Genomic DNA, 14,539 nt, shown 5'->3' with positions numbered 1-14,539 from the left:
CGAGACCACCGAGGCTGGAACGATGACTTTTCTTGTGAACGATCCTGCGGAGTTCGCGTCCGACGCGCTGCGGGGCTATGTGGCTGCTCATCCCGAGCACGTGGCCCTGGCCCACGGCGGGGTGGTGCGCTCCTCCGAGACGCCGGTGGGACAGCCGGCGCTGGTGATCGGCGGGGGGTCGGGGCACTATCCGGCCTTCGCCGGGTGGGTGGGCCCGGGGATGGGCCACGGTGCGCCGTGCGGCAACGTCTTCTCCTCGCCCTCGGCCTCCCAGGTGTACTCCGTGGCGCGCTCGGCCGAGAACGGTGGGGGCGTGGTGCTGGGCTTCGGCAACTACGCCGGGGACGTGCTGCACTTCGGGCAGGCCGCCGAGAAGCTGCGGGCCGAGGGCGTGGACGTGCGGATCGTCCGGGTGTCCGACGACATCGCCTCGGGCCCGGCCGAGGCCCATCGTGAGCGCCGTGGCATCGCCGGGGACCTGGTGGTCTTCAAGATCGCCGGGGCGGCGATCGAGGCCGGGGCCGATCTGGCGGAGGCCGAACGGGTGGCGTGGAAGGCCAACGACGCGACACGGTCCTTCGGCGTGGCCTTCGAGGGCTGCACCCTGCCCGGGGCCGGGGAGGCGCTCTTCCACGTGCCGGCCGGGGAGATGGCGATCGGGCTCGGGATCCACGGGGAGCCGGGGGTGCGGGAGGTGCCGATGGGCACGGCCGACGAGATCGCCGATCTGCTGCTCGACGGCGTGCTGGAGGAGGAGCCGGCCCGGGCCGAGGACGGCTACCAGGGGCGGGTGGCGGTGCTGGTCAACGGTCTGGGCACGGTCAAGTACGAGGAGCTGTTCGTGGTCTACGCCCGGGTGGCCGAACAGCTGGCCGAGCGGGGCCTGACCGTGGTGGCCCCGGAGGTCGGCGAGCACGTCACCAGCCTGGACATGGCAGGGCTGTCGCTGACCGTGGTGTTCCTCGACGAGGAGCTGGAGCGCCACTGGCTGGCTCCGGCCGACACCCCCGCCTTCCGCCGCGGCACGGCGGACACCACCGACCGGCCGGCGCGCACGGGGGTGCACACCCCCGGACAGGAGGACGTGCCCCCGGCCGCCGCGGCCTCGCAGGAGGCGGCCGCACGGATCGTGACGGCCCTGGAGGTCCTGGAGGCCACCGCGGCCGAGCACGAGGAGCACTTCGGGCGCCTGGACGCCATCGCCGGCGACGGCGACCACGGCCAGGGCATGGCCTACGGGACCCGGGGCGCGGTCGCGGCCGCCCGGGCCGCCGCCGAGGACGGGGCCGGGGCCCGCACGGTCCTGCTGCGGGCCGGGGACGCCTGGGCCGAGGAGGCCGGTGGCACCTCCGGGGCGCTGTGGGGCGCGGCCCTGACCGCGGCCGGCGGGGTCTTCACCGACGACGCCGGGGCCGGGGCGGACGAGGTGGTGGCCGCCCTGGTGGCCGGCATCGACGCGATCGTGCGGCTGGGCGGGGCCGCCCCCGGGGACAAGACCATGGTCGACGCCGCCCTGCCGTTCCGCGAGAGGCTGCTGGCCGAGTTCGAGTCCTCCGCCGAGCTGGCCGGGTCGACGAAGAAGGCCGCGGCCGTGGCCCGGGAGGCGGCCGAGGCCACCGCGGAGATCACCGCCCGCCGCGGGCGCTCGAAGGTGCTCGGGGACAAGAGCCTGGGCACCCCGGACCCCGGGGCGCTGTCCTTCTCCGTGCTCATGGACGCCCTGGGCGACCTCTTCGCCCAGGCCCCGGACGCCCGGACCCCGGACGGGCGGTAGGGGACGATCATGACGGTGTGGATCGGCACGAGCTGGAAGATGAACAAGACCCTGGCCGAGGCCACCGACTGGGCCCGGGGCCTGGGCGAGTTCCTGGCCGGGCGCGAGCTCGGGGCCGTGCAGCCCTTCGTGATCCCCCCGGCCACCGCGATCGCCGCGGTGGCCCAGGCCCTGACCGACGAGCCCCGGGTGCTCGTCGGGGCGCAGAACGCCCACTGGGAGGACGCCGGGGCCTGGACCGGGGAGGTCTCGGTGCCCCAGGTCGCCGACGCCGGGGCGCGGATCGTGGAGATCGGCCACTCCGAACGGCGCGAGCACTTCGGCGAGACGGACGAGACCGTCCGGGCCAAGGTCGCCGCGACCCTGGCCCACGGGCTGGTGCCGCTGCTGTGCGTGGGGGAGCCCGCGGCGGTGAAGGACGCCGGCGGCTCGGCCGCGTTCATCGCCGACCAGGCCGCCCGCGCCCTGGAGGGCCTGGCCCCCGAGCAGCTGGGACGGGTGCTGATCGCCTACGAACCGATCTGGGCGATCGGGGCGCACGGGCGCCCGGCCACCACCGCGGAGCTGGAAGAACCCTTCGCCGCCCTGGCCCAGGCCTGGGGGGAGAAGGTGCAGGGACTGCTCTACGGCGGGTCGGTCGGACTCGACAACGCCGCCGATCTGCTGGGCCTCGCCCCCGTCGACGGGCTCTTCGTGGGCCGCACGGCCTGGCAGCTCGACGGGTACCTGCGCCTGCTCCAGATCGCAGCCCACCCCTGAACCACCACCGCACCACCCACCAGCGCATCACCCACCAGCGCACCACCGACCCAGACGACGACAAGATGAAGGAGCACCCCATGAGCGAGCAGAAGCTGCGGATCGTGATCGGCGGCGACGACGCCGGATTCGACTACAAGGAGGTCCTGCGCCAGGACCTGGAGGCCGACGAGCGGGTGGCCAGCGTGGTCGACGTCGGCGTCTCGAAGACGGAGAACACGGACTATCCGCACGTGGCCGTGGAGGCCGCGCGCAGGGTCGCGGCCGGGGAGGCCGACCGGGCGCTGCTGATCTGCGGCACGGGCCTGGGGGTGGCGATCTCGGCGAACAAGGTTGCGGGGATCCGGGCGGTGACCGCCCACGACTCCTACTCGGTGGAGCGTTCGGTGCTGTCGAACAACGCTCAGGTGCTGTGCATGGGCCAGCGGGTGGTGGGTCTGGAGCTGGCCCGGCGTCTGGCCAAGGAGTGGATCGGCTACGCCTTCGATCCGGCCAGTGCCTCGGCGGCCAAGGTGGATGCCATCACCGGTTACGAGAACTGCTGACCCGCACCCGGCACGGTGAGGGCCCCGGGGCGGACCCACCGCCCCGGGGCCCTCACCGTGCCCGCGCCGCGCGCAGGTGCCCCAGGACCGCCGCGGTGACCTCCTCCGGTCGCTCCTCGGCGAGGAAGTGCCCGGCGTCAACCGCCCGGCCGGTCGCCCGGGGGAAGTGCCGCCGCCACCGTTCGAGCGGGTCCTCCCGGGCGCCGACCCGACCGCGGGCGCCCCACAGGACGAGCGCGGGAACTCCCCGCTGCGCGTCCTCGTCCGCCCGGTCGATCTCCACGTCCGGGCCGGCCGCGGCGCGGTAGTCGCGGCACCACGCGTCGACCACGTCCGGGTCGCTCGCCGCCTCCTCGTACGCGGCGAGCGCGCCGGGGTGGAACCCGACCTCCGTGCCGCTGAGTCCCTGCAGCGTCGCGCGCACGAAGTAGGCGGGGTCGTGGCCGATCAGGGTCTGCGGCAGCCCGCCGCCCTGGGCGAGGAAGGCCCAGTGGTAGTACTGCTGGGCCAGCCACGCGTCCATCGACCGCCACACGTCCAGCGTGGGCAGGACGTCGAGCAGGGCCACCGAGAGCACGGCGTCGGGGGCGTCGAAGGCCATGCGGTGGGCGGTCCGGGCGCCGCGGTCGTGCCCGACGACGTGGAACCGGTCGTGGCCCAGGGCCCGCATGAGCTGCACCTGGTCGGCGGCCATCGCGCGGAAGGTGAAGTCCTCGCTGCCCGTCCTGGAGCGGCCGTAGCCGCGCAGGTCGGCCGCGACCACGGTGAACTCGTCGGCCAGCACGGGGGCGAGGAGGTGCCACATCGCGTGGGTCTGCGGGAAGCCGTGCAGCAGCAGCACGGGCGGGCCGTCGCCGCCCGTGCGGGCGTGGATCGTGCCGTCGGCCACGGGGACGTCGTGGGCGGTGAAGTCGGGGAGCACGGTTCCTCCTGCGGGTCGGGGACGGGCCGCGCGGGCCCGGGACTGGAGTGCGGGGCGGGCGACGTCGTCCGTGACGGGGCCGGATCCCGCAGGCTCCAGCCAACACCAGCGAGGAACCGGGAGGAACCCCGTGGAGCACGCCCTGACGCGGTTCGCCGCCCGCAGGAGGTTCGACAGGTGCCCGGCACGCCACCGGATCCACGGAAGCCGTGCGTGCCGACCACCTGCGGCTCGTCAGGGCCGACTTCAAGTCGTTGACATGTGTTCTGGGTCACTCTAGGCTGGCCGGAAAGCGCATTCCAGATCGCACTCAGCAACTACCGGCACGGCATATACGGGTCGTATGCACAGCGCGGACGACGGAACCCACTCCTGGACTCGCCCCCCACGTCGTCCGTCCTCGGAGGGAGCAGCAGATGCCAGTTCGACACAGCGGCGGGGAGCCGACCGCCACAGCAGGCAGAGGGCGGCGCGCGCTGCGCCGCAGACGTTCGGTCCGTCGGGTCGCGGTGGTCGGCATCGCAGCCCTCACCGCGACCCTCATCGCACCGGCCGGCGCCTGGGCCGCGCCCGAGCAGGAGGGCGCCGCCGAACCGCAGGCGCCGGAGCACTCGAGTGCCTCCCTCGAGTGGCGGGAGACCACCTTCGGCCAGTCCACCGACCTGAACTTCTCCTCCAACGTGCTGCCCGACAAGGTCGGCGTGAACCTGGCGAGGCCGGAGACCCCCGGGTCGATCGACGGCGACGTCTTCATGGAGAGCCGCGGCGGGAAGCTCGCCCCCGGCCACGACGGGCTCACGTTCTACCACGTCGACCTCGATCCCCGCGAGCACAACTTCGTCCTCGAAGCGGACGTGACCGTCCACCAGCTCGGCCCGGAGACGGGCGCCAACCCCAGCGGGCAGGAGGGCGCCGGCCTGATGGTCCGCGACGTCAACGGCGCAGCGCGCCAGGACCCGATGCTGGACGGGTTCGAGGAGGTCCCGGCGGCCTCCAACTACGCCTCCACGACCGTGCTGCGCCAGGGCCCGGTGGCCATGACGCGCACCGGTGTGACCGAGCCGTGGGGAACGGTGGGCTCGGAACGGCAGACACACCGGCTGGGAGCCCACGGCCTCCTGACCGACGTGCCCGTGACCATGCGGCTGGAGCGCACCGACGACTCCTTCGTGATGTCCACGACCTACACGCACCTCGGTGAACCCCAGACGCACACCCGTCAGCTGGAGGGGGCCGACTGGGTGCAGGACATCGACCCCGACTCGATGACCGTGGGCTTCTTCGCGTCCCGCAACGTCGCCGTCACCTTCTCCGACGCGTCCCTGGTGCTGAGCGACGCCGACACCCAGCCGCGACCGCAGCGGCCCGAGGCGGTGACCCCGGCGTCCTTCGACCTGCGAGCCCCGGCGCGCTCCGGCAGCACGGACTACCACGTGGCGGCCTCGGCCCCCTACGCGGGCAGCGTGGATCTTCTCGTGGACGGCGCTCCGGCGGCCGAGGGGCTGCCGATCGGCGCCGGGAACGACCTGAGCCACACGATCACGATCCCCTCGGGGCGCTCCACGGTCACGGCGACCTACTCGCCCTCGGAGGGCCCGGACCCGACCCCGATCACGCGCAGCGTCGACGTGACGGTCCGCGAGTTCCACGAGGGCGCGCTGATCGTCGGCCCCGCAGGCACCTCCGACGGTGCGGGCACCGTCGCATCGCCGCTGGACATCACGACCGCCGTCGAGCACGTGCTGCCCGGACAGTCCGTCGAGCTCCTGGAGGGCACCTACGCGCCTGCCGGCACCATCCAAATCGCTCCCGAGTACTCCGGCACGGCCGACGCGCCCAAGACCCTGACCGCCCACGACGGCGCAGAGGTCGTCATCGACGGACGCTCCGCTCTCCCCCAGGTGATGAGAGCCGATGCCGACCACTGGGTGGTCTCGGACCTGGAGCTGACCCGGGCCGCCGGCAACGGCATGCGGTCCTCCGGTTCGCACAACACCTTCGACTCGATGGTCTTCAGCCACAACGGCAACACCGGGTTCCAGCTCAGCGGGAGCGGTGCCCCGGAGAACTGGCCGGCCGAGAACCTGATCGTCAACTCGGAGGCCCACGACAACCGCGACCCGTCCGACATCAACGCCGACGGCTTCGCGGCGAAGCTGGGCGTGGGCCCGGGCAACGTGTTCCGCGACAACGTCGCCCACCACAACATCGACGACGGCTGGGACCTCTACAACCGCACGGACGAGGGCCCCAACTTCCCCATCACCATGGAGAACAACATCGCCCACCACAACGGTCAGCTCTCCGACGGCTACAACACGGACTCCAACGTCGGCACCGGCTTCAAGGTGGGAGGCGAGGGGCTCCCGGTGGACCACGTGCTGACCGGCAACCTGGCCTACGCCAACAACCTCGACGGGTTCTCCGACAACTTCAACCCCGGACGGCTCTCCGTCACCAACAACACCGCGGTCGACAACAAGCGGTACAACTTCATCTTCCGCACCAACCCGTACTTCGGGCCGGAGGAGCAGGGGGTCTTCCGCAACAACCTCTCCGTGTTCACCGGCAGCCACGACCGTGCCGACCAGGTCTCGGGCGACGTCGACAGGACCAACGTCTTCTACGACGGATCCGAATCGCGCATCGACGGCGGCAAGCGGCTGGTGTTCCCGAGGGACTTCGTCTCGCTCGAACAGCCGGCCCGGCACGAGCGCGCCGACGACGGTTCGCTGCTCTTCGGCGACTACGCCCGACCCACGTTCCGGTCCTTCCTGGCCACGGGCGGGGAGGACGGCCGGCACATCGGGGCCGTCGACCCGACCAGTCACCCGGGAGGCCGCAAGTAGGCCCCGGGCCGCGGCAGCGGCACCAGAGCTGAACGCAGGCGCGCGCGGATGCTGGACCTCCAGCTTCTGCGCGCGCCGCGTTCGTCCACATCGGTGCGGCCCGGCAGCCGCGAGGTGTGGCCGCGAGGTGCTGCGCCGGAGCACGCGCCCGGCGATGCGCCTCTCCGTCCGGCGCCGTCGGCCCTCGCTACGCTGACCCGTCTCAGCCCGCCCCGGCGGAGTCCTTCCCGGCGGACTGCTCCCCGCGGGCCAGGGCCGACTCGATGCTGCCGGCGAGCTGCGCCGGCGAGGTCTTCGGGGCGAAGCGGCGGATCACCCGGCCGTCCCGGCCCACCAGGAACTTGGTGAAGTTCCACTTGATGTCGTCACCCATGATCCCGCCCTTCTCCTCGCGCAGCCAGGACCAGAGCGGGTGGGCGCCGGGGCCGTTGACGTCGACCTTCGCGAACATCGGGAACGTCACGCCGTAGTTGCGGCTGCAGAAGTCGGCGATCTCCTCCTCGGAGCCCGGCTCCTGGTGGCCGAACTGGTCGCAGGGGAAGCCGAGCACCACGAGACCGTCCTCCCGGAAGCCCCGCCACAGCTGCTCGAGGCCCTCGTACTGCGGCGTGAACCCGCACCGGCTCGCCGTGTTGACCACCAGCACCACCTTCCCGGCATACGCGGACAGCGGCTGCTCGCGCCCGTCCAGGGTGGTCGCGGTGAAGTCGTGCAGCGTGGTCATGGGTGCCTCCCGGGCTCTCGACGACGACGGTCCGCTCCCATTCTGCCGCCGAGGCCCCGCGCGCGCCCGCAAGAGCGCCGAGGTCGCGGCGGCCGGCGGCCGCGACCTCGCGGGTCAGCGCCGCGGGCCCTTCATGCGGGCGAGGAAACGGAACCGGTCCCCGCGGAACACCGATCGGGTCCACTCCACGGGCGAGTCGTCCGCCGTGAACCCGAGCCGGTGGATCAGCAGCAGAGGGGCCCCCATCTCGATGCCCAGGAGCCGGACCTCGTCCGGGCCGGCGAGCCGGGTCTCCACCGTGTCCTCCGCCTCGACGATGTCGATGCCGTAGTCCTGGCGCAGCGCGGTGTACAGGGATCCGGTCCGGCCCAGGTGCTCCGCCAGGTCGGGCAGCGGTCCGGTGAGCAGGGCGACCTCGTGGGCCAGCGGCTCGCCGTTGATGAGCCGGATCCGCTCCACCCGCGAAAGCTCGGCGCCGGGGGGCACGCGCAGCCGGGCCGCGGCGTCGTCGTCGGCGGCCGTGCGGCTCACGTCGAGGACCGTGGAGGAACTCGCGAGGCCCTGGGCGTCGGCGTCGTCGCTGAACGAGGTGAGCTGGCGGACGTAGGTGAACCGCGGCGGGGCCACGAAGGTCCCCCGGCCCTGGGCGCGGCCCAGCACTCCCTCCGCCACCAGCTCGCCGATGGCCTGGCGGACCGTCGTGCGGGAGGTGGCGTACTGCTCGGCGAGCGCCCGCTCCGTGGGGATGAGCGTGCCGGGGGCCGCGTCCCGCACGAGCGCCCGGAGCTGCTCCTTGAGCAGGTAGTACTTCGGGACGGCCCGCGGCTCCGCGCTCATCGGCCCAGCATATCGGCCCGGCCGTTCCGGTCGCCGCGGCTGCATCCTCCAAGTGTGACCGTTGACACACAAATTGGTCTAGTCCAAGCTGGGGAAGACGGAAGCCGCAGCCATCGCGAACCCTGCGACGAAGAGAAGGGAACTGCTCATGAGTGCACGAACGAGGCGCCGGTCCGGGGCCGTGGTGCTGGGGACCGGCCTGTCGATGGCCATGGTGCTGTCCGCCTGCGGTGGCGGGGAGAGCGCGAACGCGGAGGGCGACGGCGTGGTCGAGGTCTGGGCGCACAGCGGCCAGGCGGCCGAGGCCGAGGCGCTCGAGGCCCTCGTGGCCGAGTACAACGACTCGCAGGAGGACGTCGATGTCGAGCTGACCCTCATTCCCGAGGCCGACTACACCAGCACCGTCCAGGCGACCTCCGCGGAGGACCTGCCCGACGTGATGGAGATGGATGCCCCGACGATGGCGTCCTTCGTCTACGACCGCAAGCTCGTGCCCCTCGACGACGTGGTGTCGCAGGAGACCCTCGAGAACCGGATCGAGGGGGTGCGGGAGAGCGGCACGTACCAGGACCGGACCTACGCCGTCGGGATGTTCGACGTCGGCCTCGGGCTGTGGGGCAACCAGCAGCTTCTCGACGCGGCGGGCGTGGATGCCCCGGCCACCGCCGACGAGGCGTGGACGGCGGAGGAGTTCGAGCAGAACCTGCAGAAGCTGGCGGAGGTCAGCCCCTCGGGCAACGCGATCGACCTGGGCGAGGCCAACGGCTTCGCCGCCGAGTGGGGCACCTTCACCACCACCCCGGTCCTGTGGTCCAACGGTGGCACGCTCCTCCGGGACGGCGAGGCCGAGGGGGTGCTCAACAGCGCCGAGAACGTCGAGGCGCTCGAGGAGTGGGCCTCGTGGAAGGAGCACACGGACCCCAACACCAGCGGCACCGCCTTCCCCGACGGCGACGTCGCCCTGACCTGGACCGGCAACTGGATGTACCCCACGTTCAGCGATGCCCTCGGCGAGGACCTGGTCCTCATGCCCCTGCCCGACCTCGGCAACGGCACCAAGGCGGGTCACGGCTCGTGGCAGTGGGGCGTGACACCGGCGGCCGGAGGGGACCAGGCCGCGGCCGGCGCCTTCCTCGACTTCCTGCACTCCGACGAGAGCATCGCCAGGATGGTCGAGGCCAACGCGGCGGTGCCGGGCACCACGAGCGCCCTCGAGGGCAGCGAGCTCTACGGCGAGGGCGGCCCGCTGGAGCTGTTCGCGACCAACCTGGCCTCGGCCTGCAGCTCGGAGGACGTCACGCAGGACTGCATCGCGGTGGCGCGGCCCATCACTCCGGGCTATCCCACGATCACGAGCTCCTACGGCAGCGCCCTCGCGGCCATCTGGGGCGGGGCGGACCCGCAGGCGGAGCTCGACAGGGCGGCGCGGGCCGTCGACGCCGACTTCGAGGACAACAACGGCTACCAGGACGAGTGACCGCCGCGGCGGGGCCGCCCGTCGGCCCCGCCGCGCACCTGCGAGGAGTGCACCATGACCACCACACCGGGCCTCGCGGCCCCCACGTCGGCCCCGGCGGACGTGCCCGAGGCTCCACCACCCCGGAAGGGGCTCCGGCGGGACGGCCTGGCCGGCGCGCTGATGACGGGTCCGGCCGTGCTGCTGCTCGTCCTGTTCGTCGCGGTCCCGTTCTTCGCGGCCATCGGCTTCTCCTTCTACAACGTCCGGCTCGGCGACCCGCGCGATCCCGCCTTCATGGGGCTGACCCAGTACGCGCGGATCTTCACCGATCCCGACGTGTCGAGCCGGTTCCTCAGCGCGCTGCTCCACAACCTGGTCTTCGCGGCCGTGGTGGTCCCGGTGCAGACCGCCCTCGCGCTCGGGCTGGCCCTGCTCGTGCAGAAGAGCATCCCGGGGATCGGGATCTTCCGCTCCGTCTTCTTCCTGCCCGTCGTCTTCCCCATCGCGCTCGTAGCCCTCATCTGGCGGCTGATCCTCGCCCGGGGGGACGACGGCCTCCTCAACTCCCTGCTCGGGTTTTTCTCGGGCGGGAACCTCGGGGCCCAGGACTGGCTGGGCTCCGAGCTCACGGCGCTGGCCTCGGTCATCGTCCTGTCGATCTGGCAGGGCGTGGGCTTCCAGATGGTGATCCTGCTGGCGGCCCTGCAGCAGGTGCCCGCCGACCTCTACGAGGCGGCCCGCCTGGACCGGGCCAACGCGTGGCAGCGCTTCGTGCACGTCACCCTGCCCGGGATCAACACCACCCTCGTCTTCGTGGCGCTCTACACGATGATCCTGTCGCTGCGTGTGTTCGACCAGATCTACGTGTTGGCGCGCTCCGGCGGCGGGCTCAACGAGGACGCCACCCGCACGGTGATGTACGAGGCCGTGACCTCCGCCTTCGACGAGAACAACATCGGGCGCGCGAGCGCCATCTCCGTGGTGTTCTTCGTGATCGTGGTGGTCCTGTCCCTCATCCAGCGCCGCGCCACCCGCGAACGGGAGGACTGACATGACGCAGACCGGTTCCACCGCCCCTGCCGGCCGCCGCCGGCGCGGGACAGACGTGCCCCGCTACGCGGTGCTCGTCGTCACGAGCCTCTTGTTCTTCGCCCCGGTCGCCTACATGGCGGCAGCCTCGCTGGCCCCCGCCTCCCGGACGCTCGCCGGCTTCGAGGTCTTCGACCCGCGCGGGTGGGGCCTGCACAACTACACCGGGGTGGCCTCGAGCCTGTCCTCGGACAGCACCGGGCACCTGTGGCGGTTCTTCTTCGTGTCCATCACCGTCACGGTCTCCGTGGTGGGGCTCGGGCTCGTGGTCAACTCGATGGCGGCCTTCGCCCTGTCGCGGCTGCACTGGCGGGGCAGGAACCTGGTGCTCCTGGGCATCCTGCTGCTGCTCATCGTCCCGTTCGAGGCCGTGGCCGTGCCCATGTTCTACCTCTACAACGACGCCCGGAACACGCTGTGGATCCAGATCGCCCCCTTCGTCGGCAACGCACTGTCGATCTTCCTCTTCTACTCGTTCTTTTCCGGGATCCCCCGCAGCATCGACGAGGCCGCCCGGATGGACGGCGCCGGACCGCTGCGGGTGTTCTGGCAGATCATCGCGCCCATGAGCAAGCCCGCCTACGCGTCGGTGGCGGTGCTGACCTTCCTGACGCAGTGGGGCGCGTTCCTGTGGCCGGTGCTGATGATCTCCGAGCCGAACCTGCGTCCCCTGCCCCTCCAGGTCAGCGTCTTCGCGGGTCAGCTCCCTCCGGCGTGGGGGGAGGTCATGGCCTTCGGGGTGCTCCTGGTCGTGCCCGTGGTCGTCGTGTTCCTCGTCTTCCAGCGCTGGTTCATCGAGGGCGTGGCGAGCTCGGCCGTCAAGGGCTGAACCGGCCCGTCCCGTCACCGTCCGCCTCCACCCGTCGTCCGGAAGGACCTCTCATGGAAGTGCTCGTCCTGCCCACGCCCGACGACGTCGATGCGCGGGCGGCCGACGTCGTCGCCGACCAGGTCTCGCGTCGGCCGGACACCGTGCTGGGAGTGGCCACGGGCTCGTCCCCCCGGGGGGCGTACCGGGAGCTCGCCCGCCGCCAGGCCGAGGGGTCGTTGGACCTCTCGCGGCTCCGCTGCTTCGCCCTCGACGAGTACGTCGGGCTGCCCGCCGGCCACCCGGCCGGCTACGCCGCCGTCCTGGAGCGCGAGCTCGCCCGGCCCTTCGGCCTGGCGCCCTCGCGGGTGCGGGTGCCGGACGGGTCCCGGGACGATCTCGAGGCGGCCTGCCGCGACCACGAGGAGGCCGTCGCCCGCGCCGGCGGCATCGATCTCCAGCTCCTGGGCATCGGGGCCAACGGCCACATCGGCTTCAACGAGCCGGGGTCCTCGCTGTCCTCGCGCACCCGGGTCAAGGCGCTGTCCGCGCGGACCCGTGCCGACAACGCCCGGTTCTTCGAGGACCCCGACGACGTCCCCACCCACTGCGTCACCCAGGGGCTGGGCACGATCCTCGACGCCCGCCGGGTGCTCCTGGTCGCCCAGGGCGAGCGCAAGGCCGACGCCGTGGCGGCCGCCGTGGAGGGGCCCGTGTCCGCCATGTGCCCGGGGTCGGTCCTGCAGTTCCACCGGGCGGTCACGGTCGTGGTGGACGAGGCGGCGGCGAGCCGGCTCGTCCTGACCGACTACTACCGGGTCGTGGCCGAGGCCGGGCACCGGCTGCGCCAGGAGGACCGATGACGTTCCGCCTCGCGGACCACTGGGTCTGGGACAGCTGGCTGGCCGACGACGGACAGGACTACCACCTGTTCTTCCTGCGGGCCAGCCGCGCCCTGCGGGACCCCGACCGCCGCCACCGCCGGGCCTCGATCGGGCACGCCGTCTCGTCCGACCTCGAGACCTGGACCCTGCTGCCGGACGCCCTCGTGGCCGGCGACGAACCGTCCTGGGACGACCTGGCGACCTGGACGGGCAGCACCGTCCGGGGCCACGACGGCCGGTGGCACCTCTTCTACACCGGCATCGGCCGCGCCGAGGACGGGCTGCGGCAGCGCATCGGCTCGGCCGTCTCGGACGACCTGATCACCTGGGAGCGCACCGGCGCGAGCCCGCTCGAGGCGGACCCCCGCTGGTACGAGAAGCTCGGCGAGGGCACCTGGCCGGACGAGGCGTGGCGGGACCCGTTCGTCTTCTACGACGACCACACCCGGCAGTGGCAGATGCTCGTCACGGCACGCGCCGCCATCGGGGACCCGGACGCCCGCGGCGTGGTCGGCCACGCGGTGAGCGACGACCTGGAGCACTGGTCCGTCCGTCCCCCGCTGAGCGCGCCCGCCGGCTTCGGGGAGATGGAGGTCGTCCAGTCGCAGGTCGTGGACGGGACCGGAGTGCTGATCTTCTCCTGCCTCCCGCGGCTGGCCCCCGGCATCCCGTTCTCGGAGGCGAGCACCGGGACCTGGATCGCCCCCGGCCCCGGCCGGCTCGGGCCGTGGGAGCTCCAGCGGAGCTCCAGCTTCTTCGTGCCCGGCGTCTACGCCGCCCAGCTGTTCCGCAAGCGTGACGGCCAGTGGGTCGTGTTCGGTTTCCAGAACAGCGTGGACGGGAGCTTCGTCGGCGAGATCGCGAGCCCGGTGCCGCTGACGGACCTGCTGACGGAGGGCCGGCTCTTCCCCCTCCACGAACGATCACCCATCCCCACCCCCTGCACAAGGAGCACCTCATGATGAAGAAGCTGATCGCCGCGGGCTCCGCGGCTGCCCTGCTCGTGACCGCCGGCGTGCTCGGCGCGACCCCCGCGGCAGCGGCCCCGGACCGCGGTCCGGACCGGAGCACCGACCTCCGCGTCATGTCCTTCAACATCCACCACGGCGCGGACGGGGACGACGTGCTGGACCTGGAGCGCACCGCCGCCGTGATCGAGGCGTCGGGCGCGGAGGTGATCGGCCTGCAGGAGGTCGACGACGCGTGGTCCTCGCGCAGCGACTTCGAGGACCAGGCCGCCCGCCTCGCGGAGCTCCTGGGCATGCACTACGTGTACGGCGCGAACCTGGACGTGGCACCCGCCGAGGGCCGGACCGGAAACAGCCGGTACGGCAACGCGATCCTCAGCGAGTACCCGATCATCGACGCCGAGAACCACCTGCTGACCAGCATCGAGTACACGGAGCAGCCCACCGAGCAGCGCGGTCTGCTGGAAGCGGTGATCAACGTGAGGGGTCACCACGTCGGGTTCTACAGCACCCACCTCGACCACCAGCGTGCCGAGCAGCGTGAACTGCACGCCCGGGAGATCCTGCAGATCACGGGTGAGAGCCGGCGCCCGGCGGTGGTCGTCGGGGATCTCAACGCCGAGCCCGGCGCCCCGGAGCTGCAGGGCCTCTTCGAGGTGTTCACGGACACCTTCGCGGCCCTGGGCCAGGACGACGCCTACACCTTCGCCCCGGACGGCGCCCCGGTCGAGGACGCGAGCCTGCGCATCGACTACGTCCTCGTGTCCGAGGGCGTGCGGCCGCAGGCCGCGCACGTGGTGCGCACCTCCGCGTCGGACCACCTGCCGATCGTCGCCGACCTCGGGATCCCCCGGTCCCCGAACGGGCTGGTCCGGTAACCCCGAGCCGATCCGGCCGCCCCGCACGACGCCCGTACGGCCA

General features: G+C 72.4%; 13 protein-coding genes. 10 read left to right on the top strand and 3 right to left on the bottom strand.

The features are described 5' to 3' along the window. The first annotated feature begins 22 nt into the window (after positions 1 to 22). From RE027_RS10365 to RE027_RS10355, 3 genes are all read left to right on the top strand, one after another. A complete protein-coding gene (locus tag RE027_RS10365; protein WP_368808181.1) occupies positions 23 to 1,774 on the top strand; it encodes a dihydroxyacetone kinase family protein in 1,752 nt (583 codons plus the stop codon). Between the two features lie 9 nt (positions 1,775 to 1,783). After that, the gene (locus RE027_RS10360; protein WP_368808180.1) at positions 1,784 to 2,533 is read left to right on the top strand and encodes a triose-phosphate isomerase; all 750 of its coding nucleotides are present in this window, start codon (positions 1,784 to 1,786) and stop codon (positions 2,531 to 2,533) included. A gap of 80 nt (positions 2,534 to 2,613) precedes the next feature. Beyond that, positions 2,614 to 3,078, top strand: a complete 465-nt coding sequence (locus RE027_RS10355; protein WP_368808179.1) for a ribose-5-phosphate isomerase — start codon at positions 2,614 to 2,616, stop codon at positions 3,076 to 3,078. Between the two features lie 52 nt (positions 3,079 to 3,130). Here RE027_RS10355 and RE027_RS10350 read toward each other — a convergent pair whose 3' ends face one another. Continuing rightward, entirely contained in the window at positions 3,131 to 4,000 is an 870-nt protein-coding gene (locus RE027_RS10350; protein WP_368808178.1) for an alpha/beta fold hydrolase, read from the bottom strand. 509 nt (positions 4,001 to 4,509) lie between these two features. Here RE027_RS10350 and RE027_RS10345 point away from each other — a divergent pair. After that, positions 4,510 to 6,849 (top strand): right-handed parallel beta-helix repeat-containing protein, encoded by a 2,340-nt coding sequence (locus tag RE027_RS10345; protein ID WP_368808177.1) that lies wholly within the window; start codon positions 4,510 to 4,512, stop codon positions 6,847 to 6,849. A gap of 202 nt (positions 6,850 to 7,051) precedes the next feature. On the opposite strand, the gene RE027_RS10340 is transcribed toward RE027_RS10345, so the two are convergent. Further along, positions 7,052 to 7,573, bottom strand: a complete 522-nt coding sequence (locus RE027_RS10340; protein WP_368808176.1) for a glutathione peroxidase — start codon at positions 7,571 to 7,573, stop codon at positions 7,052 to 7,054. Between the two features lie 114 nt (positions 7,574 to 7,687). Further along, the gene (locus tag RE027_RS10335; RefSeq protein WP_368808175.1) at positions 7,688 to 8,410 is read right to left on the bottom strand and encodes a GntR family transcriptional regulator; all 723 of its coding nucleotides are present in this window, start codon (positions 8,408 to 8,410) and stop codon (positions 7,688 to 7,690) included. 148 nt (positions 8,411 to 8,558) lie between these two features. On the opposite strand from RE027_RS10335, the gene RE027_RS10330 reads away from it, so the two are divergent. Genes RE027_RS10330 through RE027_RS10305 form a run of 6 tightly spaced genes read left to right on the top strand, consistent with a single transcriptional unit; the run spans position 8,559 to position 14,496 of the window. Beyond that, positions 8,559 to 9,887: an ABC transporter substrate-binding protein gene (locus tag RE027_RS10330; RefSeq protein WP_368808174.1), complete on the top strand. Its 1,329-nt coding sequence runs from the start codon at positions 8,559 to 8,561 to the stop codon at positions 9,885 to 9,887. A gap of 54 nt (positions 9,888 to 9,941) precedes the next feature. Beyond that, complete coding sequence (locus tag RE027_RS10325; protein ID WP_368808173.1) at positions 9,942 to 10,919, top strand: carbohydrate ABC transporter permease; 978 nt, start codon at positions 9,942 to 9,944, stop codon at positions 10,917 to 10,919. A 1-nt stretch (position 10,920) separates the two neighbouring features. Beyond that, a complete protein-coding gene (locus RE027_RS10320) occupies positions 10,921 to 11,787 on the top strand; it encodes a carbohydrate ABC transporter permease (RefSeq protein WP_368808172.1) in 867 nt (288 codons plus the stop codon). Positions 11,788 to 11,840: 53 nt separating this feature from the next. Continuing rightward, complete coding sequence (nagB, locus tag RE027_RS10315) at positions 11,841 to 12,629, top strand: glucosamine-6-phosphate deaminase (protein WP_368808171.1); 789 nt, start codon at positions 11,841 to 11,843, stop codon at positions 12,627 to 12,629. Then, positions 12,626 to 13,612 (top strand): glycoside hydrolase family protein, encoded by a 987-nt coding sequence (locus RE027_RS10310; protein WP_368808170.1) that lies wholly within the window; start codon positions 12,626 to 12,628, stop codon positions 13,610 to 13,612. Before nagB ends, RE027_RS10310 begins: the two co-directional genes overlap by 4 nt. After that, positions 13,609 to 14,496, top strand: coding sequence for an endonuclease/exonuclease/phosphatase family protein (locus tag RE027_RS10305; RefSeq protein WP_368808169.1), 888 nt, complete (start codon positions 13,609 to 13,611; stop codon positions 14,494 to 14,496). Before RE027_RS10310 ends, RE027_RS10305 begins: the two co-directional genes overlap by 4 nt. Positions 14,497 to 14,539: the final 43 nt, after the last annotated feature.

Source organism: Kocuria sabuli, assembly GCF_040981185.1.
GTDB classification, from domain to species: domain Bacteria; phylum Actinomycetota; class Actinomycetes; order Actinomycetales; family Micrococcaceae; genus Kocuria; species Kocuria sabuli.
This window is presented reverse-complemented; position numbering and strand designations above follow the sequence as displayed.